A 24,102-nucleotide genomic window follows, 5' to 3' on the forward strand; every position below is an offset into this window, starting at 1 on the left:
CCGCGCTGTGGCGGTGCCCCGCGGCGATCGAGTCCGCTTGCGGTCGGAGTGACGGCTGCGTCACAGTCTCGGCATGTCCCTGAAGCTGAAGGACCAGCACATCGCCGTGTTCGGCGAGCGCGGATCCGGCAAGACGGTCCTGATCTCGTCGTTCTACGGCATGACGCAGGACCCGTCGTACGACACGTCGCTCTACGCGGTTCGCTCGGAGAGCACCAAGCAGGGCAACGCGCTCCTCGCCAACTACCTCCAGATGCTCGAGGACGACACACCGCCGCTGAGCACCGCGGCCGGCGACGCCCAGTCGTTCACCTTCGTCCTGGACCTCACCGGCGAGGCCAGGCCGAAGGAGTTCGACGGTCTCCGCCTGGTCTGGCACGACTACCCCGGTGAGTGGTTCACCGAGGACCCGAGCACGCAGGACCCGGAGGAGCTCGAGGTCCGGGTCCGGACCTTCAGGAACCTGATGCGATCGGACGTCGCGTTCGTCCTGGTCGACGGCCAGAAGCTCCTGGACTACGCCGGCCAGGAGGAGAAGTACCTCAAGCTCCTGCTCGCCGACCTCAGGAACGAGCTCCTCAACCGCAAGGACCAGATCCTCCTGGACGGCGAGAAGCAGGAGCGGTTCCCGCGCATCTGGGTCTTCGCGCTCTCGAAGGCGGATCTGCACCCGGACATGGATGTCCAGCGATTCCGGAACCTCATGGTCAAGAAGGCGCAGGGCGACATGGCCGCGCTCGGCGACGCGCTCAAGGAGTTCGTGACCACCGACGAGGCTCTGTCGATCGGAGAGGACTTCATCCTCCTCTCGTCCGCGAAGTTCGAGCCGGGCGCGATCCGGGTGCACGAGCGCGTGGGCCTCGACCTCATCCTGCCGGTCGCGACGGTCCTGCCCCTCGAGCGCGTGGCGCAGTGGGCCAGGAAGTACGACATCTCGGCCAAGGTCCTCGCGAGCCTCGTCGAGAACATCGACGACTACCTGCCCAAGCTCATGACGGCGTTGCAGATCGTCGCCACGAAGATCCCCAAGGTCGGACCGCTGGTGTCGTTGTGGCTGATCCCGGCGCTCGAGCAGCTGGAACCGGTGGCCAAGGACCAGCTCGAGCACGCCTACCGGGCCGCGCTCGCGCGGAAGGACTACGGCGCGGCCACGCTCGCGAGGTTCGGTCGTGACCTCGCCGAGGGCGAGGAGCGCAAGGTTCTGCGCCGGGGCGGGCAGTGACGCTGATCTGGGTCGCCGGTGGACGGACCTGGGGCTTCCGCTTCCTGCTGACCGGTGGCTCGCCGGCCCCGTTCCGAGCGCATCGTGAGGCGTTCGCGGGGCTCCAGGGGGAGCCGACCGTGTTCCGCCGCACCACGCGCGGAGTGGCCCTGCGCTTCCCCGACCCCGCCGGTCGGCGGGACGAAGCGGCCCGCCCTCTCGCGCACGAGTTCGTGGTCGCATCACCCGTCGCCGACGACGTGCGGTCCGCGGCTGACGGCATCCGGGTGGTCTGGCCGCTGGTCGCCGACGCGTACGCATCCCTCTGGGACCTTCCGGCGCCCCCGACGCAGCATCAGATCGCCCTCGCGTTCGGCGACGATCCGCACGGGCTCGTGGCCGCGGCCGGCGCTCCCGGACCGCCGCGGGGGCCCTGAAACCGCGTGGCATCGACCGTCGTGCGGCAGCCGCCCCAGGCCTACGGCTCCGCGACCGCGAACGTGTCGCAGGCGGCCAGGGTGCCCTGCTCGTAGCCCGTCGTGAACCAGCGCTGGCGCTGCTCGCTCGAGCCGTGCGTCCAGGTGTCCGGGTTCACGCCGCCGCCGGACTGCGCCTGGATGTGGTCGTCGCCCACCGCCGCGGCGGCGGACAGGGCGTCGGCGAGCTGCTCGCGGGTGATCGGCTCCAGGAACGTCACGCCGGTGTCCGGGTCGACGGTCGTCGCGGCGTCGCCCGCCCACATCCCGGCGTAGCAGTCGGCCTGCAGCTCGACGCGCACGGAGTCCGAGTCGTCGCCCGTGCCGGACCGGTCCGCGCGGTCGAACACGCCCGTGAGGTTCTGGATGTGGTGGCCGTACTCGTGCGCCACGACGTACATCTCGGCGAGCGGGCCGGCCGAGGAGCCGTACTGCTGGGCGAGCACGTCGTAGAACGACAGGTCGAGGTAGATCGTGCGGTCCGGCGGGCAGTAGAAGGGCCCGGTGCTCGCGGACGCGGCGCCGCAGCCGGTGTCGGTGGCGGCGGCGAACTCGACGACGCCGGGCTGGACGTCGGCGGCGGCGACGGGCAGGCCGGCCCGCGCCCAGTAGGCGTCCAGCGCCTGCACCGTCGCGGACAGCCGGCACGCGCGCTCGGCGTTGGCCTGCTCGGCGCTGCACGCGCCGACCTCGCTGACGGTCTCGCTGCCGCCGCCCCCGCCGGTGGCGCCCGAGAACAGCTGCGCAGGGTTGCCGCCCAGCAGGACCACCGCGATCACCAGCACGAGACCGCCGAGCCCGCCGCCGACCGCGATGCCGCGGCCACCGCCGCCGCGGCGGGACTGCACCCGCCCGCCCTCGAACTGACCGCCGCCCTGGAACGTCATGCGGGGACGCTAACCCCGGGGCGCTGAGGGCGCGCGCCGAGCGCGGTCGGTCACCCGGCGGGATCGGCTGGGGGTTCGGTGCGCGGGCCCGCGCGGTGCGCGGGGGTCGGCGAGGGGCTACGGCCCTGGGGACATCCCGCACGAGCCGCGCAGGTCTCTGGACCTCCGCGGGGGAGCGGGGCCGGGGCCGGGTCAGTCCACGATGCCGCGCGCGGCCAGGGCCTCGCCCAGGTCGCGCGCGCGGCCGACCACGCGCAGGACCGCCGGGGTCAGCCACACGCGCGGGTCGCGCTCCACGCCGCGTGCGCGGGCCGCGTCGCGGACCTCGTGCACCGTGCGGGCGATCTCGGGGACGGTCCGCAGCACCAGCGCCACGGCGAGGGCCACGAGGTCCGGCGGGAGCCCGACCCGCCGCAGCGGGCGGGCCGCGCGGGCCAGGGCGTCGAGCAGCCGGTCCGCAGGGGTGGTGGCCGTGACCACGGCGGCGGCGAGCACCAGGGTCAGCAGGTCGGCGACCACCTCGACCGCCGGCCCCCAGCCGCGGGCCCACGCCTGGTACGCCCCGGCCAGCAGGGCGGTGACGAGCACCGGGAGCAGCCCGCGCACGGTCGGCCGGAGCGGCAGCGCCGCGATCCCGGCTGCCGTGACCGGCACGGCGAGCAGGGCGAGCGACGCGGCGACGCCCCGGCTCGCGACCACCGCGACGCCCAGCAGGGCCAGGCCGACGAGCTTCGTGGCGACGGGCGCCCGGTCGAGCGGGGTGCGGGCGGTCCGGTGCACGCCGAGCAGCGTCACGCGAGGTCGTCCTCTGCCGACGGGCTCGTCAGGTCCGACCCGCGACCTCCTGCCGGAGCGGCGACCTCGCGGGTCCCGGCCGGCAGCGGCTCCGCCATCAGCGCCCGGTACGCGTCGAGCGCGGGGCCGGGCGCGCCGTCGTGCACGACCCGGCCGCCGTCGACCACCAGCACCCGGTCGGCGCGCGCGGCGGCGTCCAGGTCGTGCGTCACCTGCACCACCTGCTGCGGGAGCCCGGCGAGCAGCGCGTCCACGGCGCGGCGCCAGCGCAGGTCGAGCAGCGTCGTCGGCTCGTCGCACACGAGGACGTCCGGCTCGGTGGCGAGCACGGCGGCCAGGGCCAGGAGCTGCCGCTGCCCGCCGGACAGCGCGCGCACCGGGACGTCGGCGCGGTCCGCGAGCCCGACGCGCGCCAGGGCCTCGCGCGCCCGGGCGTCCCGCTCCCGGGCGGGGACGCCGGTGCGGCGCAGGGACAGCGCGACGTCCTCGGCCGGGGTCGGCATGACCACCTGCGCGTCGGGGTCCGTGAACAGGAACCCGACCCGCCGGCGCACCGCGGCGCCGTCCCGGGCAGTGTCCAGGCCGTGCACCCGCACCGACCCGGCGGACGGCAGCGTCAGGCCGTTCAGCAGCCGGGCCAGCGTCGACTTGCCCGAGCCGTTCGCGCCGACGACGGCCACCCGGCGCTCCGTGAGCGTGCAGGTGACCGGGCCGAGCAGGGTGACGACGCCCCGGTCCGGCCCGTACGCGGTGACGACCGCGCCGTCGAGCTCGATCACCGGCCGCGCAGCAGGTCCGGGAACGCCCGGATGGCCGCTGCGGCGACCACGGCGGCCAGCGCGTTCTTCATCAGGTCGCCGGGCAGGAACACGGCCCCGGCGGCGACCGCCTCCGACGGCGCGAGGCCCAGGCGCCAGCCGAGGACCGCGATGCCGAGCGGGTGGACCGTCAGCAGGGTCGCGGCGACCGCGGCGCCGAACAGTGCGGGCACCCGCCACCGCGGCGCCGCACGGCGCGCGAGCAGCCCCAGCCCGCCGGCGACGGCCGCGGCGGCGGGGAAGGCCAGCAGGTACCCGGCGGACGGCCCGGCGAGCACGCCCAGGCCACCGACCGCGCCCGAGAACACCGGCAGCCCCGCCAGCCCGACGGCCACGTACAGCAGCAGCGCGAGCGCGCCGCGGCGCGGGCCGAGCACCAGTCCGGTCAGCACGACGCCGAACGTCTGCAGGGTGATCGGCACGGCGCCGCCCGTCGGGATCGCCGGGAGCACCGCGCACACGGCGACGAACGCCGCGAACGTGGCGACGAGCGCGAGGTCCGTGGCGACGGACGCCCGGACGACGGGGGTCGGGGCAGCGGCCGCGGCGGGTGCGGCCGGGGCGCCGGGCACGCCGGGTGCGGCCTGCGCGGCGGGGGCGGCGGCGTCGTGCGGCTCGGTCATCGTTCCTCGAGGGGGTGCGGCGGACGGTACGCGGGTCACGCTAGCCCGGCGCGCCGCGGCCCGGCCCCGGCGGACCCGCCCAACGATCGCCCCCGGGCGCTGTCGGAACCGGCACACCGCCCGCCGAGGTCGACGGTTCCGCCCCTCACCCGGGGCGCGCAACCGACGACCTCGCGCGCAACCGCCGACCTCGCGCCGAACCGCCGACCTCGCGCGGCGGAATCCGTTCGGCCCCCGGCCCCCGGGGCTCGTAGAATGTCCGGCGTTTGTGCCGGGACGGCGACGGGGGCGCGCGGCATCGCAGCCGGGTCGAACCACGTCCGCGGCACGGTGGAGGGACGAGGAAGCCAGTGATCACAGCCCAGGGCGTCGAGCTGCGCGTCGGCGCGCGCATGCTGCTGTCGTCGGCGACGTTCCGCGTGGCGCCGGGGGACCGGATCGGCCTGGTCGGGCGCAACGGCGCCGGCAAGACCACGCTGACCAAGACCCTGGCCGGCGAGGCCCAGCCCACGGGCGGCCAGGTGTCCCGCAGCGGGGACGTCGGCTACCTGCCGCAGGACCCGCGCTCCGGCGACCTCGGCACGCTCGCCCTGCACCGGGTGCTGTCGGCCCGCGGCCTGGACCAGATCGTCGGGGCGATGCGGGAGACCGAGGGCCAGATGGCCTCGGCCGACGACGAGACCCGGGAGGCCGCGATGGCGCGGTACGCCCGCCTCGAGGCCCGGTTCCTCGCGGCCGGCGGGTACGCCGCGGAGTCCGAGGCGCACCGGATCACCGCGAACCTCGGCCTGGACGACCGGGTGCTCGCGCAGGAGATCGGGACGCTGTCCGGCGGCCAGCGCCGCCGGGTCGAGCTCGCGCGCATCCTGTTCTCCGGCTCCGAGACGCTGCTCCTGGACGAGCCGACCAACCACCTGGACGCCGACTCGATCGCCTGGCTGCGGGACTACCTCAAGGTGTACCCGGGCGGCTTCATCGTCATCTCGCACGACGTCGAGCTGCTGCGCGCCACCGTGAACAAGGTGTTCCACCTGGACGCGAACCGCGGCGAGCTCGACCAGTACAACCTCGGCTGGGACGCCTACGTCCTGCAGCGCGAGACCGACGAGAAGCGGCGCCGGCGCGAGCGCGCGAACGCCGAGAAGAAGGCCGGCGCCCTGCTGGCCCAGGCGGACAAGATGCGCGCGAAGGCCACCAAGGCGGTCGCCGCGCAGAACATGGCCCGCCGCGCCGAGCGGATGCTGTCCGGGCTCGACGAGGTCCGGGTCTCCGACAAGGTCGCGAAGCTGCGGTTCCCGGAGCCCGCGCCGTGCGGCCGGACGCCGCTGACCGCGTCGGACCTGTCGAAGTCGTACGGCTCGCAGGAGGTGTTCGCGGGCGTGGACCTGGCGATCGACCGGGGCTCGCGCGTCGTCGTCCTCGGCCTGAACGGCGCCGGGAAGACCACGCTGCTGCGGATCCTCGCCGGGCTGTCGGAGTCCGACACCGGCGAGGTCACCCCGGGGCACGGGCTCAAGCTCGGGTACTACGCCCAGGAGCACGAGACCCTGGACCTCGACCGGACCGTCGTGGAGAACCTCCGCTCGTCCGCGCCGGACCTCACCGACACCCAGGTGCGCTCCGTGCTCGGCTCGTTCCTGTTCTCCGGGGACGACGCCGACAAGCCCGCGAAGGTCCTGTCCGGCGGCGAGAAGACCCGCCTGGCGCTCGCGGCCCTGGTCGTGTCCAGCGCGAACGTGCTGCTGCTGGACGAGCCGACCAACAACCTGGACCCGGCCAGCCGCGAGGAGATCCTGGCGGCGCTGCGCGCGTACACCGGCGCGGTCGTCCTGGTCAGCCACGACGAGGGCGCGGTCGAGGCGCTGAACCCGGAGCGCGTCGTGCTGCTCCCGGACGGCGACGAGGACCTGTGGAACCCGTCCTACCTGGACCTGGTGACCCTGGCCTGAGGGCCCGCCGCCCGGCGGCCCTCGACCCCGGCGGGGGTCAGCCGAACCCCGCACCGAGTGGAGGTCTCTGCCACGACACGCCGGGCGTGTCCGGCGAAACCCTCCACTCGGCGAGCCGACGGGCGGGGTCAGCCGAGCTGGGAGTCGATGAGGGCGTCCTCGGTCTCCTCGTCCGACGGCCGCCGGCGGCGCGGGGGCGCCGGCGGGGCCGGGCGCGCGGGGCGGTCCGGGTCGTCCGGCCCGTCGCCGTCCGGCTCGGCAGCGCCCTCCAGCAGCTCCCGGCGTGCGAGCCACGCGAACGCCACGAGCCCGCCGACCGCGAACGTCCACCACTGGAACGCGTACGACAGGTGCGACCCCGGGTCGGTGCTCGGCGCGGGCAGCGCCCCCAGCGCGGTCGCGGCGGCGGGCCGCTCGTCGACGACGCCCCCGTACGCCCCGTAGGACTCGGCCTCCACCCCGCCGGCGTCGAGCACCTGCGCGACGTGGATCGCCTGCACCTGCCCGGCGGGCGCGGACCGGGTGCTGGCGGGCTCGTCCGGCCGCAGGTGCACCGTCACGGTGACCTCGCCGGCGGGCGGCGCCGGCACGGACACCTCGCCGCTGGCGTCGTCGTCCCAGGCCACCCAGCCGCGGTCCACGACGAGCACGGACCCGTCGGCCAGCTCGAGCGGCACGAGCACGTGGAACCCGGGCTGCGAGTCGACCGGCCGGTTCCGGAGCAGCACCGCGGCGTCCGCGTCGTAGGTCCCGGTCGCGGTGGCCTGCCGCCAGACGTCGCCGGGGCCGAGCGCGGCGCCCGGCGCGGGCAGCAGGTCGGCGAGCGGCACCGGGCCGGCGGAGTAGTTCTGCTCCACGAGCCGGATAGCGGCGTCCCGGGCGACGTGCCGGTGCCACTGCCACCGGCCGAGGAACACGCACGCCGTCGACAGCACGACGGCGAGCAGCACGAGTCCGACCGCGCGCCGCGCCGCCGGGTTCCCGCGCAGGGTCGGCAGCGTCATCCGAGCCCCGGGATCCCCGGCCGCGTGCCGAGGTCGAGCCGCGGCAGGTCGGCGACCGGCACGGTGTCCTTCCAGAACGCCCGGACGCGCAGGTACTCCTCGAGGTGCTCCCGGTGCTCGTCGCACGCCAGCCAGACCTTGCGCCGGTCCGGGGTGTGCAGCCGCGGGTTGTTCCACAGCACGCCCCAGGAGGCGTCGGCGTGGCAGCCGCGGGCGCTGCAGTCGAGCTCGTCGCCGACCGCGTCGGGCGTCGGGGCGGTCATCGGGGTCCTCCGTCGGTGGGGTGGGGGCCGGGGGCGTCGCTGGGCCCGGGCGGGGGAGCGACGGGCCGCACCGGCGGCGCGGCGTCCAGCATCCGCGGCACCATCCCGGGCGGGGCCTCGTCGCGGCGCTCGCGGCCGGCGTTGGCGAACAGCACGGCGACGTAGGGCAGCACGACGGCCCCGACGATGAACACGAGGCTCAGCCAGAGCGGCACGTGCCGCCAGAGCAGCACGGCCAGCAGGAAGCAGACGACGCGGATGCCCATCTGGAGCAGGTAGCGGCGCTCGCGCCGCGCCTGGTCGGCGGCGAGCGACTCGGGCGCGCTGGTGATGCGCTGCGCGTCGTCGGGGGTCCGCCTGCTCACACCTGATCGTAGGCACCCGGCGGCGGCACCGCCGCCCCCGCCCGGCCGCGCTACCGTCGCTGGCGTGGACCTGCGCGACTACACCGCGGACGACGCGGCCGCGACCCTCGACGTGTTCCTGCGCGCGATCCGGGTCACGGCGGCACGGGACTACACGCCGGAGCAGATCGCGGCGTGGGCGCCGCCGGACGTCGACCCGGCGGCGTGGGCCGCACGGCGCGCCGCGTCCCGGACCGTCGTCGCCGTGCGGGGCGGGGCCGTCGTCGGGTTCACGGACGTGGACCCCGCCGGGTACATCGACATGCTGTTCGTCGACCCGGACGCGACCCGGCAGGGCGTCGCGTCGGCGCTGCTCGGCTGGGCGGTGCGGACGGCCGCTGCGCTGGGCGCGACCGAGCTCACCACGCACGCGAGCATCACGGCGCTCCCGTTCTTCGCGGCCCGGGGGTTCGTCGTCGAGGCCGAGCAGCACCCGGTCCGCAGGGGCGTCGAGCTGACGAACTACCGGATGCGGCGGGCCCTGCTGACGCCCTGACCGCGACCGGCGCCTTTGTGGGGACCGGACAACACCGGCCCGGCATCCTGTGCCGCGCCGCTGCCCCGCGGCCCGCGGGCGGTCGGATAGCGTCGGCTTCCGTGTCCGAGAACTCCACCGCCCCCCGCCCGGAGCCGCGCAGCGTGCTCGTGACCGGCGCCAACCGCGGCATCGGCCGCGCGATCGCCGAGCGGTTCCTCGCGAACGGCGACAAGGTCGCGACCCTGGTCCGCAGCGGCGGCGCCCCCGACGGCGTGCTGGCCGTGACCGGCGACGTCACCGACACCGCCTCCGTGGACGCGGGCTTCGCCGAGGTCGAGGCCCAGCACGGCCCCGTCGAGGTGCTGGTCGCCAACGCCGGCGTCACGCGCGACGGCCTGCTCATGCGGATGTCCGACGAGGACTTCGAGCAGGTGCTCGACGTCAACCTCACGGGCGTGTTCCGCTGCGTGCGACGCGCGTCGAAGGGGATGATCCGGCTGCGCCGCGGGCGGATCGTCATGATCGGCTCGGTGGTGGGCCTGTACGGGAATGCGGGCCAGGTGAACTACACCGCCACCAAGGCCGGCCTCGTCGGCATGGCGCGCTCCGTGACCCGCGAGCTCGGCGGGCGCGGCATCACCGCGAACGTCGTCGCACCGGGTTTCATCGAGACCGCGATGACCGCCGAGCTGACCGAGGACCGCCAGGCCGCGTACCTGTCCTCCATCCCCGCGGGCCGGTTCGGTGCGGTCGACGAGATCGCCGCCGCCGTCGAGTTCCTCGCCTCGCCCGCCGCCGGGTACATCTCGGGCGCCGTGCTGCCGGTCGACGGCGGCCTCGGCATGGGCCACTGACCTCCTCCCCGCACCCTCGAACGATCGGAAACACCATGGGCCTCCTCGACGGCAAGAAGCTCCTCGTCACCGGCGTCCTCACCGACGGCTCGATCGCGTTCCACGTGGCGCGGCTCGCGCAGGAGGAGGGCGCCGAGGTCGTGCTCAGCTCGTTCGGCCGCCAGTTCCGGCTGACGCAGGCCATCGCACGCCGGCTGCCGAAGCCCGCGCCCGTGGTCCAGCTCGACGTGACCGACGCCGAGGATCTGGCGGCGCTGCCCGAGCGGGTCCGCGAGCACGTCGACCACCTCGACGGCGTCGTGCACTCGATCGGCTTCGCCCCGCAGTCCGTCATGGGCGGCAACTTCCTGGCCGCCGAGTGGGCGGACGTCGCCACGGCGCTCGAGGTGTCCGCGTTCTCGCTGAAGTCGCTCGCGACCGCGGCCCAGCCGCTGCTCACCGAGGGCGGCTCGATCGTCGGCCTGACGTTCGACGCGCGGTTCGCCTGGCCGGTCTACGACTGGATGGGCGTGGCGAAGGCCGCGTTCGAGGCGACCTCCCGCTACCTGGCCCGGGACCTCGGCCCGTCCGGCATCCGGGTGAACGTGGTGTCCGCCGGCCCGATCCGCACGACCGCCGCGAAGTCCATCCCGGGCTTCGAGTCGATGGAGGGCGGCTGGGACGGCCGCGCGCCCCTGGGCTGGGACGTCACCGACCCGGAGCCCACCGCGCGCGCCGTCGCCGCGCTGCTGTCCGACTGGTTCCCGAAGACCACCGGCGAGATGGTGCACGTCGACGGCGGCGTGCACGCGATGGGGCAGTAGTCGTGCGACGCTGGTGCGCGTGACCCACGCGCACCAGCTCGTCCTGCTCCGCCACGCGAAGGCGGAGCACCCCGCCTCCCTCGAGGACCACCTCCGCCCGCTCGCCCTCACCGGGCGGCGCCAGGCCACCGAGGTGGGGACCGGCCTGCGCGCGGCGGGCCTCGTCCCGGACCGCGTGCTCGTGTCGTCCGCGCTGCGCACCCGGCAGACCTGGGACCTCGTGCGCGGCGCGCTCGACGTGCCCGCCGACGTCGCCGAGCTGAGCGACGAGCTCTACTCCGCGGGCGTCCGCTCGCTGATCGGGCTGATCCGCGGGCTGGACGAGGCCGCGGGCACGGTGCTGGTCGTCGGGCACGAGCCCACCGTCTCGCAGACCGCCGCGGCGCTCGCGGGGCCGGACTCGGACGACGCCGCCGTCGCGCGGGTGCGGGTCGGCGTGCCGACCGCCGCGTACAGCGTGCTCGAGGTCGACGGCCCGTGGGCCGAGGTGGTCCCGGACGCCGCGCGGCTGCTGCGGGTGGTCACGCCGGCCTGAGCGCGGGCGGCAGCCCGGCCGGGGCGCCGGGCGACCCCGCGCCGGTCAGCGGAACGGCGGCAGGTCCAGCACCGCGTCGAGCCGGTCGCGCACCTCGGCGTCCGCCTGCGCGCACACCACCGGCTTGGCGTTGAACGCGATCCCGAACCCGGCGGCCCCGAGCATGTCGAGGTCGTTCGCCCCGTCGCCGATCGCGACGGTGCGCTCCATCGGCACGCCGACCTCGGCCGCGTACTCCCGCAGCGTGCGGGCCTTCACGGCGCGGTCCACGACCTCGCCCGCGACCCGCCCGGTGAGCGCCCCGTGCTCCACCTCGAGCGCGTTCGCCCGGAACCGGGTGATGCCGAGCCGGGCGGCCAGCGGCGCCACGACCTCGACGAACCCGCCGGACACCAGCCCGACGGGCCACCGCCGGCGGTCCAGCTCGGCCAGCAGCTCGACGGCGCCCGGCGTCACGACGACCTCGTCGAGGACCGCCGCGAACACCGACACCGGCAGCCCGGCCAGCGTCGCGACCCGGGCGCGCAGCGACGCCGCGAAGTCGAGCTCCCCGCGCATCGCCCGCTCGGTGATGTCCGCGACCTCGGCGCGCGACCCGGCGTGCGCCGCGAGCAGCTCGACGACCTCCTGCGTGATCAGCGTGGAGTCGACGTCCATGACGACGAGGCGGGTGGGTCGCGGCAGGCTCACCCGGGCAGGCTAGCGGCCGGTCGCGCGGGCCGCTGCGGGCGTCCACGCCGGCCCGCGCGACCGGCGCGCGCCGGCGGTCAGAGGTCGACGACCGAGCCCTTCGGCACCACGGTGATGCCCGACTCGGTGACGGTGAACCCGCGCTCGAGGTCGTGCTCGCGGTCGATGCCGACCCGGGCACGCTCGTGCACGACGACGTTCTTGTCGAGGATCGCCCGGTGCACCTGCGCGTACCGGTTCACCACGACGCCGTCCATGAGCACCGAGTCGGTGACCTGCGCCCAGGAGTGCAGGTACACCCCGGGCGAGAGCACCGACCCCGAGACCGTCGCGCCCGAGACGATGACGCCGGGGGAGACGATCGAGTCGGCCGCGTGGCCGAGCCGGCCCGCGCCCGCGTGCACGAACTTGGCCGGGGGCAGCCCCGTGTAGCCCGTGTACAGCGGCCAGGCGTCGTTGTAGAGGTTGAACACCGGCTCGATCGAGATGAGGTCCTGGTTCGCGTCGTAGTACGAGTCCAGGGTCCCGACGTCGCGCCAGTAGTCGCGGTCCCGGTCGGTCGAGCCGGGCACGTCGTTGTGGATGAAGTCGTAGACCGACGCGGTGCCGCGCTCGACGAACGCCGGGACCAGGTCCCCGCCCATGTCGTGCCGGCTGGTCGGGTTCTCGGCGTCCTCGGTGACCGCGCGGCGCAGGGCGTCGGTGTTGACGACGTAGTTGCCCATCGACGCCAGGATCTCGTTCGGCGAGTCCGGCAGCCCGACCGGGTCGGACGGCTTCTCGCGGAACGCGGCGATCTTGGTCGGGTCGGACGGATCGGTCTCGATGACGCCGAACTGGTCGGCCATCGAGATCGGCTGCCGGATGCCGGCCACCGTGATCTCCGCGCCGGTCGCGATGTGCTGGTCGACCATCTGCGAGAAGTCCATGCGGTACACGTGGTCGGCGCCGACCACGACCACGATGTCCGGCCGCTCGTCGTCGAGGATGTTCAGGCACTGGTAGATCGCGTCGGCGCTGCCCAGGTACCAGTGCTTGCCCACCCGCTGCTGCGCGGGGACGGGGGAGACGTAGTTGCCCAGCAGGGTCGACATGCGCCACGTCTTCGACACGTGCCGGTCGAGGCTGTGGGACTTGTACTGGGTCAGCACGATGATGTGCAGGTACCGGGAGTTGACCAGGTTCGACAGCGCGAAGTCCACCAGGCGGTAGATGCCCCCGAACGGGACGGCCGGCTTGGCGCGGGCGGCGGTCAGCGGCATCAGCCGCTTGCCCTCTCCACCTGCGAGGACGATTGCCAGGATGCGCGGCGCTGCCATGCCCCGACCCTAGAGGCAACCGGGCCCCCGAGGCGAGGCGAACCGAGGTTCCGCGCTAGCGTGTCCGAGGTGAGAGTCGACCTGCTGACCCGCGAGTACCCGCCGCACGTCTACGGCGGGGCCGGAGTCCACGTCGCCGAGCTCGCCGCGGTGCTGCGGCGGGCCGTCGACGTCCGGGTGCACTGCTTCGACGGCCCGCGCCAGGAGGCCGGCGTCGCCGGGTACGACGTGCCCGTCGCGCTGGCCGACGCCAACCCCGCGCTGGCGACGTTCGGGGTGGACCTGGCGATCGTGGACGGCGTGGGCCGCGGGGACGGGCCGCCGACCGACCTGGTGCACTCGCACACCTGGTACGCCAACCTCGCCGGCCACCTGGCCTCGCTGCTGCACGGCGTCCCGCACGTCGTGTCCGCGCACAGCCTGGAGCCGCTGCGGCCGTGGAAGGCGGAGCAGCTCGGCGGCGGGTACGCGCTCTCGTCGTGGGCGGAGAAGACCGCGTTCGAGTCGGCCGCCGCTGTGATCGCCGTGAGCGCCGGCATGCGCGCGGACATCCTGCGCTGCTACCCGGCGATCGACCCCGAGCGCGTGCGCGTCGTGCACAACGGCATCGACCTGGCGGGCTGGCGCCGGCCGGAGAACGACGAGGAGTGGGCCGCGGCCCGGCGGGTCGCCGTCGAGAACGGCATCGACCCGGACCGGCCGTCGGTCGTGTTCGTCGGGCGGATCACCCGGCAGAAGGGCCTGCCCTACCTGCTGCGGGCCGCCGAGGCGCTGCCGCCGGAGGTGCAGCTCGTGCTGTGCGCCGGTGCCCCCGACACGCCGCAGATCATGGCCGAGGTCACCGCCCTGGTCGAGGCGCTGCGGGAACGGCGCGGCGGCGTCGTGTGGATCGAGCGGATGCTGCCGCGGGACGAGCTGGTGTCGGTGCTCGCGACCGGCACCGTGTTCGCGTGCCCGTCGGTCTACGAGCCGCTCGGCATCGTCAACCTCGAGGCCATGGCCGTCGGCCTGCCCGTCGTGGGCACGGCCACCGGGGGCATCCCGGAGGTCGTGGACGCCGGGACGACCGGCTGGCTGGTCCCGATCGAGCAGGTGCAGGACGGCACGGGCACGCCCGTCGACCCGGACCGGTTCGTCGCCGACCTCGGCGCGGCGCTCGCGGAGGCGGTCTCCGACCCGGCGCGGGCGCGCGCGTGGGGGGTCGCGGCGCGGCGGCGGGTGGAGGAGCACTTCTCCTGGGACGCGATCGCCGACCGGACGCTCGAGGTGTACCGCTCGGTCCTGGGCTGAGGCCGGCTCAGCCCGCTCAGGCCCGCGGCGGCCCGGGGTGCGTCGCCACGGCCAGCGCCCGGCGCGCCGCCCGGTCGACGTCCCGCAGCGCGGTCGTGCGCTGGTCGGCCTGCCACAGGTTCACCGCCGCGCCGTCGTCCGCGGCCGCGAGGTCGACGATCGCCCGCAGCCGGAGCGCGGACCCGATGACGCGCACGCGCCGCGGCTCCAGGCCCGGCGGGAGCACGCCGCGGGCGTCGGGGGTGCTGCGCAGGGCCGCGATCCGGTGGGCGGCGTCCGGGCGCCAGCGCGCGACGTCCAGGGTGGTCAGCGCCTCGGTCGCCCGGGCCAGCGCGGTGGTCAGCTCCCGCTCGGCCTCCGCGAGGGTGCCGACGTGGCCGACCAGGGCGTTCTGCCACGGCGGAACCGCGTGCACCCGCCACGTCACCAGGTGCCCGGCCTCGTAGACGCTGCCGAACACCTCGACCCGCGGCACGGCCGCGAAGTCCCCGTCCGGCGTGGTGATCAGCACGGCCTCGCCGGACTCCTGCGCCGGGCCGGCCACCGCGGCCGGCGCGCCCGCAGGATCGCCGGGCGCGGGCAGGACGGCGGCCACGGTCCGCGGCCCGCTCGCCCACGCGGCGACGAGGTCGGCGAGCGTCGCGCCCTCCTCGCCGAGGCCCGGCGGGGTCGTCCCGACGACCTCGACGCGGTGCGGCTCGTCGTCGCCCTGCTCCGCGTCGAGGGTGCGCTGCACCGGCCCGGAGCCCGGTCCCGGCTCGGCGAGCCACAGGGCGAGCAGCACGGAGCGCGGCAGGTCGAGAGCATGGTCCACGCCACCAACGTACGTCCCCGTGCCCGCCGTCCCGGGCGGCTAGGGTCTGGTGTCCATGACCGACGTGCTCGACCTGCAGGACGTGACCATCCGGCGCGGCACCACCACCATCCTCGACGGACTGTCCTGGACGGTGCGCGAGGGGGAGCGCTGGGTGGTGCTCGGCCGCAACGGCGCGGGGAAGACCACGGTGCTCCAGGTCGCGTCGGGCCGGATGCACCCCACGTCGGGCACGGCGGACCTGCTGGGCTCGCGGCTCGGGCGGGTGGACGTCTTCGAGCTCCGCCCGCGGATCGGGCTGGCCAGCGCCGCGCTCGCGGAGCGCATCCCGCCGGGGGAGGTCGTGCGCGACGTCGTGCTGACCGCGGCCTACGGCATGACCGGCCGGTGGCGGGAGTCCTACGAGTCGGTCGACGAGTCCCGTGCGGCGGACCTCATGGCGGCCTTCGGGGTGGGGCGGTTCGCCGACCGGCGCTATGGCACCCTCTCCGAGGGCGAGCGCAAGCGCGTGCAGATCGCCCGCGCCCTCATGAGCGACCCCGAGCTGCTGCTGCTGGACGAGCCCGCCGCCGGGCTGGACCTCGGCGGGCGCGAGGAGCTCGTCGCGGCGCTGTCCGAGCTGGCCGCCGACCGGCGCTCCCCGGTGCTGGTCCTCGTGACGCACCACGTCGAGGAGATCCCCCCGGGCTTCACGCACCTCCTGCTGCTGGCGGACGGGCGGGTGCACGCCGCCGGGCCGGTCGACGAGGTGCTCACCTCCCCGAACCTGTCGGCCGCGTTCGGCACGTCGCTGCAGGTGGAGAAGTCGGGCGACCGCTGGACGGCGCGCGGCACCCGCTGACCCGGCGTCGTCCCCAGGGTCGGCCCTTCTCTCTGTGAAGAGTCAAGGAATCGTCTAGGATCGTCCGTGAGCGGCCGCGTCCCGCCGCCCACGACGACGGTGCCCGCCCGGCGGGCACGACCCCAGGGAAGGGGGCCGACGATGGACTGGCTCTGGTGGCTCGGCGGCGCGATGCTGCTGGGCGTGGCCGAGATGTTCACCCTCGACCTGATCTTCCTCATGCTGGCGGGCGGCGCGCTCGCGGGCGCGCTGGCGGCGGCGCTCGGGCTCTCGCTGGCCTGGCAGATCGTCATCGCGGCCGTCACGTCGCTGCTCCTGCTGTTCGCGCTGCGGCCGTTCCTGCTGCGCCGGCTGCGCGAGCGCACCGAGCTGGTCGAGACGAACTCCGCCGCGCTGGTCGGCCGCCCCGCCGTGGTGGTCGCGCCGACCGACGACCAGGGCGGCCGCGTGAAGCTCTCCGGCGAGGTGTGGTCCGCCCGCGCCGCCGTGGAGGGCGCGACGTTTCCGGCCGGGGCCGAGGTCCGCGTGACGCGGATCGACGGGGCGACCGCCGTCGTCGAGTCGGTGGAGCGGCCCGCCGCGCCGGGTGCGCCCGAGACGCCGGGGGCGCCCGCCGGGATCTGACGGAGGACCGCCGCCCCGGCTCGCCCGGCGCGGCACGAGAGGGAGGCGGCGGCCGGCCGGTCACCGCCCGACGTCGGCCCACGCGCGGGCCGAGGCGAGGAGGAACGCAGTGGACGACGCGAACGTCGGCACGATCGTCGGATGGGTGTTCGTCGCCATCCTGGCGATCTTCGTCGTGGTGACCCTGGTCCGGGCCGTGCGGATCGTGCCCCAGACCGTCGCGCTCCTCGTGGAGCGGCTGGGCCGGTACCACCGGACGATGGACGCCGGCCTGCACCTGATCGTGCCCTTCGTGGACCGGGTGCGCGCGGGCGTCGACCTGCGCGAGCAGGTGGTCTCCTTCCCGCCGCAGCCCGTGATCACGTCCGACAACCTGGTCGTGAGCATCGACACCGTCATCTACTTCCAGGTGACCGAGCCGAAGTCCGCGGTCTACGAGATCGCGAACTACATCACCGGCATCGAGCAGCTCACGGTCACCACGCTCCGCAACGTGATCGGCTCGATGGACCTCGAGCAGACGCTGACCTCGCGCGACCAGATCAACGGCCAGCTCCGCGGGGTCCTCGACGAGGCCACCGGCAAGTGGGGCATCCGCGTGAACCGCGTCGAGCTGAAGAGCATCGACCCGCCCGCCTCCGTGCAGGGCGCGATGGAGCAGCAGATGCGGGCCGAGCGCGACCGCCGCGCCGCGATCCTCACCGCGGAGGGCGTCAAGCAGTCCCAGATCCTCACGGCCGAGGGCGAGAAGCAGGCCGCGATCCTGCGGGCCGAGGGTGCGGCGCAGTCCGCGATCCTCACCGCCGAGGGCGAGTCCCGGGCGATCCTGCAGGTGTTCGACGCCGTGCACCGCGGCGACGCCGACCCGAAGCTCCTGGCCTACCAGTACCTGCAGGCGCTGCCGAAGCTCGCGGCCACGCCGGCGAACAAGGTCTGGATCGTGCCGTCCGAGCTGACCGGCGCGCTCGGGCAGTTCGCGCAGGGGTTCGCCGGGGCGTTCGGGGGTCCCGCGGCCGAGGGTGGCGCCGCGCCGGCGCCCACCCGGCCCCCGGGGGAGTCGCCGCTGTCCGCGGACGACCTGCCGCCGATCGCGCTGACCGACCCCAAGGAGGCCCTGGCCGAGGCGCGGCGCGAGTCCGAGGCGGCCACCGCCGACGCGACCAGCGCGGGGACGTTCAGCGGCCGGCCGTTCGACCCGGTCGCCGAGGCCGGGCAGCGCCCGCGGCACGGGGCGACGCACCCGACGACCCCGCCGCCGCCCGCCGCGCCGGCGGGCGGGGAGGAGCCGGACGCCGGAACGGTCCCGCCGGTCCAGCCCTGACCTGACCCCGCGGGACGCGGCGCCCTGCCGCCACCCCGCCCCGACGACGCCCGCCGTGCACCAGCCCGCACGGCGGGCGTCGCCGTGCTCGGCGCCGCCCGGCCCGGCACGGGAGGGGCGGACTGGACGAGTGAGTGCTCACTCACTTATGATCGGCGGCGTGAAGGAGACGCGGAGCGGGCGGGCGCGGCCGATGAGCCGCGAGGAGCGCCGTGCCGCCATCGCGACCGCCACCATCCCGCTGCTCGTCCAGCACGGCGCGCAGGTCTCGACGCGGCAGATCGCCTTGGCGGCCGGCGTCGCGGAGGGCACCCTGTTCCGCGCCTTCGACGACAAGGTCGAGCTGCTGCGGACCGCCGCCGAGCGGGCGCTCGACCCGCGGGTCGGCGTCCAGGAGATCGAGGCGCTGCCGCGCGACGTGACGCTCGGCGAGGAGATGACCCAGGTCGCCCGCGTCGTCCTCGACCACGGCCGCCGGGTCCGCCGCGTCATGGTCGGCCTGCACACGCTGCTCGCCTCCGAGGAGGGCCGCCGGGCCGAGCAGGTCCGCGAGGCCCGGGGAGCCGACCTCACCGGCCGCCCGGTCCCCGGCCACGCGCCGCGCGACCTCGACCCGGGCGCGGAGCCCGTCCGCCAGCCCGTGCCGCACGGCCGGGGCCACCCGGCGATGCCCGGCCGGGACGCGCTGACCCGCGCGATGGCCGAGGAGCGGGCCGTCGTGGCCCGCCGGCTCGCGGCGTACGGTGCCGAGCTGCGGGTCGAGCCCGAGCGGCTCGCCCGCGTGCTGCTCGCCGCCGTGATGGGCCACGGCTTCCCCGTGCTGCCCGAGGATCCCGACGACGCGATCGCCGATCTCGTCGACGTGCTGCTGCACGGCGCCACCCGGACCTGAGGTCCGCGCGCCACCCGATCCGACGCCCGCCCCGCCGCGGACGCCGCACCGGGCCCGTCCTCCCCGGACCGGCCCGAGCCCCCCACCTCGCACACACCCGCCCCGGGAGTCCCATGCTGCTCCGCCTGCTCCGCGAGTACCTGCGGCCGTATCGCAGCCAGGTGGTCTACGTGATGCTGCTCCAGCTCGCGCAGACCATCGCCACCCTCTACCTGCCCACCCTGAACGCCGACATCATCGACAAGGGCGTCGCCGTGGGCGACACCGGCTACATCCTGCGGATCGGCGGGGTCATGCTCGGCGTCAGCCTGCTGCAGGTCGCCTGCTCGGTGCTCGCCGTGTACTTCGGCGCCCAGGTCGCCATGTCGTTCGGCCGCGACCTGCGCGAGGGGCTGTTCACCCGCGTGCAGGACTTCTCGGCCCGCGAGGTCGGGCAGTTCGGCGCACCGTCGCTGATCACCCGCACGACCAACGACGTCCAGCAGGTCCAGATGGTCGTGCTGCTGACGTTCACCATCATGGTGATGGCCCCGATCATGCTGGTCGGCGGCGTCGTCCTGGCCCTGCAGCAGGACGTGGCGCTGTCCGGCCTGCTGCTCGTCGTGGTCCCGGTGCTCGGGGTCGTCGTCGGGCTGATCGTGTCGAAGATGGTCCCGTACTTCCGGGTGATGCAGACGCGGATCGACGCGATCAACCGCGTCATGCGCGAGCAGATCACCGGCCTGCGGGTCATCCGGGCGTTCGTCCGCGAGCGCCGGGAGGCCGAGCGGTTCGCGGAGGCGAACGACGCGCTGTTCGACACCTCGCTGCGGGTCGGCCGGCTGATGTCGCTGATGTTCCCCGCGGTCATGCTGATCATGAACCTGACCAGCGTCGGCGTGCTGTGGTTCGGCGCCGGGCGGATCGACGCGGGGGACATGCAGATCGGCGCCCTGACGGCGTTCCTGTCCTACATCATGTACATCCTCATGGCCGTGATGATGGCCTCGATGATGTTCGTGATGGTGCCGCGGGCCGTGGTGTCGTCCGAGCGCATCACGGACGTGCTGGACACCGAGTCGTCGGTCGTGGCGTCGTCCGCCCCGGTGCGGCTCGAGCAGCCGCGGGGCCGCCTCGAGCTGCGGGACGTCGAGTTCCGGTACCCGGGCGCCGAGCGGCCGGTGCTGCACGGGATCGACCTCGTCGCCGAGCCCGGGCGGACCACCGCCGTCATCGGGTCCACCGGCTCCGGCAAGACCACGCTGGTGAACCTGGTGCCGCGCCTGTTCGACGCGACGGCCGGGACGGTGCGCATCGACGGCGTGGACGTCCGCGACCTGGCCCCGGACGACCTCTGGTCGCTCATCGGGCTGGTGCCGCAGCGGCCGTACCTGTTCAGCGGCACCGTCGCCTCGAACCTGCGCTACGGCAACCCCGACGCGACCGACGAGGACCTGTGGCACGCGCTCGAGGTGGCGCAGGCGCGGTCGTTCGTCGCGGAGATGCCCGGCGGGCTGGACGCCCCGGTCGCGCAGGGCGGCACGAACGTGTCCGGCGGGCAGCGGCAGCGCCTCGCCATCGCGCGGGCCCTGGTCCGCAAGCCGGCGATCTACCTGTTCGACGACTCGTTCTCGGCCCTGGACTTCGCGACCGACGCGGCGCTCCGGGCGGCCCTGGTGCCGGAGACCCGGCACTCGGCGGTCGTCGTGGTCGCCCAGCGGGTCGCGACGATCCGCGACGCGGACCGGATCGTCGTGCTCGACGAGGGGGCCGTCGTCGGCACCGGCACCCACGCCGAGCTGATGGACACCTGCGAGACGTACCGGGAGATCGTGTTCTCCCAGATCAGCGCGGAGGAGGCGGCATGAGCGCCGAGACGGAGAACGCCCCGGCCCCGGCACGGCGCCGGCCCCCGCGCGGCGGCGGCATGGGGCCGATGGGCGGCGGCATGGGCATGCCCGGCGAGAAGTCGCTGAACTTCAAGGAGTCCGGGCGCCGGCTGCTCGGCGTGCTGCGCCCCGAGCGGTGGAAGCTCGTCGCGGTGGTGCTGCTCGGCATCGCCTCGGTCGCGCTGGCCGTGAGCGGCCCGAAGGTGCTCGGCAACGCGACGAACGTCATCTTCAACGGCGTCGTCGGGGCCCAGCTCCCGGAGGGGGTCACGAAGGCCCAGGCGGTCGAGGGGCTGCGCCAGCAGGGGCAGGACCAGCTCGCGGACATGCTGTCCGGGATGGACGTCGTCCCCGGCGAGGGCGTCGACTTCACGACGCTGCGGAACCTGCTGCTCGCGGTGGTCGCGATCTACGTCGCGTCCGCGCTGTTCTCCTGGGTGCAGGGCCTCATCACGACGGGCGTCGTGCAGCGCACGGTGTTCCGGCTGCGCGAGGAGGTCGAGGCCAAGCTCGGCCGGCTGCCGCTGAAGTACTTCGACGCGCAGCCCCGCGGCGAGGTGCTCAGCCGGGTCACGAACGACATCGACAACGTCGCCCAGACCCTCCAGCAGACGCTGTCCCAGCTCATCACCTCGGTGCTGACCGTGGTCGGCGTCCTCGGGATGATGTTCTGGATCTCGCCGCTGCTCGCGGTGGTCGCGCTCGTGACCATCCCGCTGTCGGTGGTCGTGACCGCGGCGATCGCCAAGCGCTCGCAGCCGCAGTTCGTGGCGCAGTGGAAGTGGACGGGCTCGCTGAACGCCCACATCGAGGAGATGTACACCGGCCACGCCCTGGTGAAGGTCTTCGGGCGGCAGCGCCAGGCGGTCGGGGAGTTCCACGACCAGAACGCCGAGCTCTACCAGGCGTCGTTCAAGGCGCAGTTCATCTCCGGGATCATCCAGCCGGCGATGGGGTTCATCGCGAACCTCAACTACGTGATCGTGGCGGTGGTCGGCGGCCTGCGGGTGGCGTCCGGCGCGATGACGCTGGGCGACGTGCAGGCGTTCATCCAGTACTCGCGGCAGTTCACGCAGCCGATCACCCAGATCGCCTCGATGATGAACCTCCTGCAGTCCGGCGTCGCCTCCGCGGAGCGCGTGTTCGAGCTGCTGGACGCCCCGGAGCAGGAGCCCGACCCGGCCGAGCCCGCGCGGCTGCCGGAGCGGGTGCAGGGCCGCGTGGTGTTCGAGGGCGTGTCGTTCCGGTACGTCGAGGACACCCCGCTGATCGAGGACCTGTCGCTCGTGGCCGAGCCCGGGCAGACGGTCGCGATCGTCGGGCCGACCGGTGCGGGCAAGACCACGCTGGTGAACCTGCTCATGCGGTTCTACGAGATCGACGGCGGCCGGATCACCCTGGACGGCGTCGACACCCGGGCCACGACGCGGGACGCGCTGCGCTCGCAGGTCGGCATGGTGCTCCAGGACACCTGGCTGTTCGGCGGCACCATCCGCGAGAACATCGCCTACGGCGCCCCGGACGTGCCCGAGGAGCGGCTGGTCGAGGCGGCGGTGGCGACGCACGTCGACCAGTTCGTGCGGTCGCTGCCCGACGGGTACGACACCGTGATCGACGACGAGGCCGCGAACGTGTCGGCGGGGGAGAAGCAGCTGCTGACCATCGCCCGCGCGTTCCTGGCCGACCCCGCGATCCTCGTGCTGGACGAGGCGACGTCCTCGGTCGACACCCGCACCGAGGTGCTGGTGCAGCAGGCGATGAACGCGCTGCGGTCCGGGCGGACGTCGTTCGTCATCGCGCACCGGCTGTCGACCATCCGGGACGCGGACGTGATCCTCGTGATGGAGCACGGCTCGATCGTCGAGCAGGGCTCGCACGACGAGCTGCTGGCCGCGGGCGGCGCCTACGCGCGCCTGTACGCGAGCCAGTTCGCCGCCGCGGTCGCCGTCGACGACTGAGGCGCTCCACGGGACGGCAGCACCCGGGACCCCGGCACGACCGCGATCCCCGGGTGCTGCCGTCTCGTCGCGCGCGGGCGGGGCGGGCAGCCGGCCGGGCGGGGCGGAGGGCCCGCGGGACGCGCGCGGCGGGACAGTAGGGTTCCGCTCGTGACGACGCGCACCGTGGCGGACCCGCCGCGGCTCCACCGGGACCGGTTCACCCTCACGCTGTACGGCGGTTTCGTCATGTGGGGGTGGCTGCTGTACTCGTTCAACCCGAGCGTGCCCCTGCTGGCGCGCGAGCTCGGCGTGTCCAACGCCCAGGCCGGGCTGCACGGCACGGCGATGGCCGTCGGGGCGATCCTGGCGGCGGCCGTGACGCCCCGGGTCGTGCGGCGGCTGGGACGCCGGGCGGCGGTCGTGGGCGCCGGGGCCGTGCTGGCCGTCGGCACCGCGCTGCTGACCACCGGGACGGCCCTGGGCGTCACGCTCGGCGGGGTGGTGGTCATCGCGCTCGGCGGCAACGTCATGATCAGCGCCGCCCAGGCCGCGCTGGCCGACCACCACGGGCCCGCGGCGTCCGCGGCCGTGACCGAGGCGAACGGCGTCGGGTCGGGCATCGGCCTGGTCGGGCCGCTCGCGGTCGGCGCGTGCGTCGCGGCGGGCTGGGGCTGGCGGCCGGCCGTCGCGGTCACCGCGGTGCTCGCCGTGGGCACCGCGGTGCTGGTCCGCCGGCTGCCGGGGGACGGGGCGCTCGGCCGCGGCCTGCGTGCCGCCGACCCCGGGACGCACGTCCCCGCGGCGGTGCCCGCGGTGCGCGCCTCCCGGTGGTTCCTCGTGACCATCGTGGCCGCCATCGCGGTCGAGAACGCCACGACGTACTGGGCGACCGACCTGGTCCGGGAGCGCACCGGTGCCGGCGCGGGGATCGCGACCGCGACGACCGCCGGGCTGGTCGCGGGGATGACGCTCATCCGGTTCGTCGTCGGCCCGCTGTCGCTGCGGGTGTCCCCGGCGCGGCTGCTGGCCGCCGCGTTCGGCGTGGCGGTCGCGGGCTGGGCGGTGCTCTGGACGGCGACGTCCGCGCCGGTCGCGCTCGCGGGGCTGTTCCTCGCCGGGCTCGGGTACGGGGCGCACTACCCGCTCGGCATCTCCCTGCTGCTCGGGGCCTCCGGCGGGCGGACCGACGCGGCCCAGGCCCGGGCGACCGTCGCGGGCGGGCTGGCGATCGGCATCGCGCCGTTCGTGCTCGGGGCGCTCGCGGACGTGGTCGGGTCGCACACCGCGTTCGTCGTGGTGCCGGTGGTCGCCGTCGCCGGGGGTGTCGCGGCGCTCGCCGGGGCGCGGGCGTGGCAGCGGGAGCGGCCGGCGGTGCCGGTCCCGGCCTGACGCCCCGCCCCGGCGGGCCCCGCG

General features: G+C 75.1%; 24 protein-coding genes. 14 read left to right on the forward strand and 10 right to left on the reverse strand.

Features of this window, described 5'->3' with window-relative positions:
• The first annotated feature begins 73 nt into the window (after positions 1 to 73).
• Positions 74 to 1,222, forward strand: coding sequence for a TRAFAC clade GTPase domain-containing protein (locus HNR08_RS16260; protein WP_146838800.1), 1,149 nt, complete (start codon positions 74 to 76; stop codon positions 1,220 to 1,222).
• A gap of 457 nt (positions 1,223 to 1,679) precedes the next feature.
• On the opposite strand, the gene ypfJ is transcribed toward HNR08_RS16260, so the two are convergent.
• From ypfJ to HNR08_RS16280, 4 genes are all read right to left on the reverse strand, one after another.
• Positions 1,680 to 2,564: a KPN_02809 family neutral zinc metallopeptidase gene (gene ypfJ / locus HNR08_RS16265; protein ID WP_146838802.1), complete on the reverse strand. Its 885-nt coding sequence runs from the start codon at positions 2,562 to 2,564 to the stop codon at positions 1,680 to 1,682.
• Between the two features lie 192 nt (positions 2,565 to 2,756).
• Positions 2,757 to 3,359 carry an energy-coupling factor transporter transmembrane component T family protein gene (locus tag HNR08_RS16270; RefSeq protein WP_146838804.1) on the reverse strand — a complete coding sequence of 201 codons (603 nt, stop codon included), beginning with the start codon at positions 3,357 to 3,359 and terminating at the stop codon, positions 2,757 to 2,759.
• Positions 3,356 to 4,138: an energy-coupling factor ABC transporter ATP-binding protein gene (locus tag HNR08_RS16275; protein ID WP_146838806.1), complete on the reverse strand. Its 783-nt coding sequence runs from the start codon at positions 4,136 to 4,138 to the stop codon at positions 3,356 to 3,358. The genes HNR08_RS16270 and HNR08_RS16275 overlap by 4 nt, the downstream gene beginning before the upstream one ends.
• Complete coding sequence (locus HNR08_RS16280) at positions 4,135 to 4,800, reverse strand: biotin transporter BioY (protein ID WP_146838808.1); 666 nt, start codon at positions 4,798 to 4,800, stop codon at positions 4,135 to 4,137. The genes HNR08_RS16275 and HNR08_RS16280 overlap by 4 nt, the downstream gene beginning before the upstream one ends.
• 350 nt (positions 4,801 to 5,150) lie before the next feature.
• On the opposite strand from HNR08_RS16280, the gene HNR08_RS16285 reads away from it, so the two are divergent.
• Positions 5,151 to 6,749, forward strand: coding sequence for an ABC-F family ATP-binding cassette domain-containing protein (locus HNR08_RS16285; RefSeq protein WP_146838810.1), 1,599 nt, complete (start codon positions 5,151 to 5,153; stop codon positions 6,747 to 6,749).
• 128 nt (positions 6,750 to 6,877) lie between these two features.
• On the opposite strand, the gene HNR08_RS16290 is transcribed toward HNR08_RS16285, so the two are convergent.
• Genes HNR08_RS16290 through HNR08_RS16300 form a run of 3 tightly spaced genes read right to left on the reverse strand, consistent with a single transcriptional unit; the run spans position 6,878 to position 8,381 of the window.
• A complete protein-coding gene (locus HNR08_RS16290; RefSeq protein ID WP_146838812.1) occupies positions 6,878 to 7,753 on the reverse strand; it encodes an SURF1 family cytochrome oxidase biogenesis protein in 876 nt (291 codons plus the stop codon).
• The gene (locus HNR08_RS16295) at positions 7,750 to 8,016 is read right to left on the reverse strand and encodes a hypothetical protein (RefSeq protein ID WP_146838814.1); all 267 of its coding nucleotides are present in this window, start codon (positions 8,014 to 8,016) and stop codon (positions 7,750 to 7,752) included. Before HNR08_RS16295 ends, HNR08_RS16290 begins: the two co-directional genes overlap by 4 nt.
• On the reverse strand, positions 8,013 to 8,381 hold the full coding sequence (locus HNR08_RS16300; RefSeq protein WP_146838816.1) for a DUF3099 domain-containing protein: 369 nt from the start codon (positions 8,379 to 8,381) through the stop codon (positions 8,013 to 8,015). The genes HNR08_RS16295 and HNR08_RS16300 overlap by 4 nt, the downstream gene beginning before the upstream one ends.
• 64 nt (positions 8,382 to 8,445) lie before the next feature.
• Here HNR08_RS16300 and HNR08_RS16305 point away from each other — a divergent pair, with 64 nt between their 5' ends.
• The 4 genes from HNR08_RS16305 (at position 8,446) to HNR08_RS16320 (ending at position 11,090) form a co-directional block, all read left to right on the forward strand.
• On the forward strand, positions 8,446 to 8,916 hold the full coding sequence (locus HNR08_RS16305; RefSeq protein ID WP_246803102.1) for a GNAT family N-acetyltransferase: 471 nt from the start codon (positions 8,446 to 8,448) through the stop codon (positions 8,914 to 8,916).
• 101 nt (positions 8,917 to 9,017) lie between these two features.
• The gene (fabG, locus tag HNR08_RS16310) at positions 9,018 to 9,752 is read left to right on the forward strand and encodes a 3-oxoacyl-ACP reductase FabG (protein ID WP_146838820.1); all 735 of its coding nucleotides are present in this window, start codon (positions 9,018 to 9,020) and stop codon (positions 9,750 to 9,752) included.
• Between the two features lie 35 nt (positions 9,753 to 9,787).
• The gene (gene fabI, locus HNR08_RS16315; protein WP_146838822.1) at positions 9,788 to 10,555 is read left to right on the forward strand and encodes an enoyl-ACP reductase FabI; all 768 of its coding nucleotides are present in this window, start codon (positions 9,788 to 9,790) and stop codon (positions 10,553 to 10,555) included.
• Between the two features lie 19 nt (positions 10,556 to 10,574).
• Positions 10,575 to 11,090 (forward strand): SixA phosphatase family protein, encoded by a 516-nt coding sequence (locus HNR08_RS16320; RefSeq protein WP_246803103.1) that lies wholly within the window; start codon positions 10,575 to 10,577, stop codon positions 11,088 to 11,090.
• A gap of 45 nt (positions 11,091 to 11,135) precedes the next feature.
• Here HNR08_RS16320 and serB read toward each other — a convergent pair whose 3' ends face one another.
• Both serB and HNR08_RS16330 read right to left on the reverse strand, forming a co-directional pair.
• Positions 11,136 to 11,774 carry a phosphoserine phosphatase SerB gene (serB, locus tag HNR08_RS16325; RefSeq protein WP_276509373.1) on the reverse strand — a complete coding sequence of 213 codons (639 nt, stop codon included), beginning with the start codon at positions 11,772 to 11,774 and terminating at the stop codon, positions 11,136 to 11,138.
• An 83-nt stretch (positions 11,775 to 11,857) separates the two neighbouring features.
• Positions 11,858 to 13,099: a glucose-1-phosphate adenylyltransferase gene (locus HNR08_RS16330; protein ID WP_146838826.1), complete on the reverse strand. Its 1,242-nt coding sequence runs from the start codon at positions 13,097 to 13,099 to the stop codon at positions 11,858 to 11,860.
• Between the two features lie 69 nt (positions 13,100 to 13,168).
• Between HNR08_RS16330 and glgA the strand changes: the two genes are divergently transcribed.
• Positions 13,169 to 14,389 (forward strand): glycogen synthase, encoded by a 1,221-nt coding sequence (gene glgA, locus HNR08_RS16335; RefSeq protein ID WP_146838828.1) that lies wholly within the window; start codon positions 13,169 to 13,171, stop codon positions 14,387 to 14,389.
• Positions 14,390 to 14,405: 16 nt separating this feature from the next.
• Here the strand turns inward: glgA and HNR08_RS16340 are convergent, their stop codons facing one another.
• Entirely contained in the window at positions 14,406 to 15,203 is a 798-nt protein-coding gene (locus HNR08_RS16340) for a hypothetical protein (RefSeq protein ID WP_146838830.1), read from the reverse strand.
• Between the two features lie 55 nt (positions 15,204 to 15,258).
• Between HNR08_RS16340 and HNR08_RS16345 the strand changes: the two genes are divergently transcribed.
• The 7 genes from HNR08_RS16345 to HNR08_RS16375 all read left to right on the forward strand — a co-directional run bounded on the left by HNR08_RS16345 (position 15,259) and on the right by HNR08_RS16375 (position 24,078).
• On the forward strand, positions 15,259 to 16,044 hold the full coding sequence (locus HNR08_RS16345) for an ABC transporter ATP-binding protein (RefSeq protein WP_183835116.1): 786 nt from the start codon (positions 15,259 to 15,261) through the stop codon (positions 16,042 to 16,044).
• A gap of 141 nt (positions 16,045 to 16,185) precedes the next feature.
• Entirely contained in the window at positions 16,186 to 16,668 is a 483-nt protein-coding gene (locus tag HNR08_RS16350) for an NfeD family protein (RefSeq protein ID WP_146836479.1), read from the forward strand.
• Positions 16,669 to 16,777: 109 nt separating this feature from the next.
• Positions 16,778 to 17,989, forward strand: coding sequence for an SPFH domain-containing protein (locus tag HNR08_RS16355; RefSeq protein WP_146836486.1), 1,212 nt, complete (start codon positions 16,778 to 16,780; stop codon positions 17,987 to 17,989).
• A 160-nt stretch (positions 17,990 to 18,149) separates the two neighbouring features.
• Complete coding sequence (locus HNR08_RS16360) at positions 18,150 to 18,881, forward strand: TetR/AcrR family transcriptional regulator (RefSeq protein WP_221286375.1); 732 nt, start codon at positions 18,150 to 18,152, stop codon at positions 18,879 to 18,881.
• Positions 18,882 to 18,994: 113 nt separating this feature from the next.
• Positions 18,995 to 20,728 carry an ABC transporter ATP-binding protein gene (locus tag HNR08_RS16365; protein WP_146836490.1) on the forward strand — a complete coding sequence of 578 codons (1,734 nt, stop codon included), beginning with the start codon at positions 18,995 to 18,997 and terminating at the stop codon, positions 20,726 to 20,728.
• Entirely contained in the window at positions 20,725 to 22,707 is a 1,983-nt protein-coding gene (locus tag HNR08_RS16370) for an ABC transporter ATP-binding protein (RefSeq protein ID WP_146836493.1), read from the forward strand. Before HNR08_RS16365 ends, HNR08_RS16370 begins: the two co-directional genes overlap by 4 nt.
• Positions 22,708 to 22,857: 150 nt before the next feature.
• The gene (locus tag HNR08_RS16375) at positions 22,858 to 24,078 is read left to right on the forward strand and encodes an MFS transporter (RefSeq protein ID WP_246803032.1); all 1,221 of its coding nucleotides are present in this window, start codon (positions 22,858 to 22,860) and stop codon (positions 24,076 to 24,078) included.
• Positions 24,079 to 24,102 lie beyond the last annotated feature (24 nt).

Source organism: Cellulomonas hominis (genome assembly GCF_014201095.1).
Classification (GTDB): Bacteria; Actinomycetota; Actinomycetes; order Actinomycetales; family Cellulomonadaceae; genus Cellulomonas; species Cellulomonas hominis.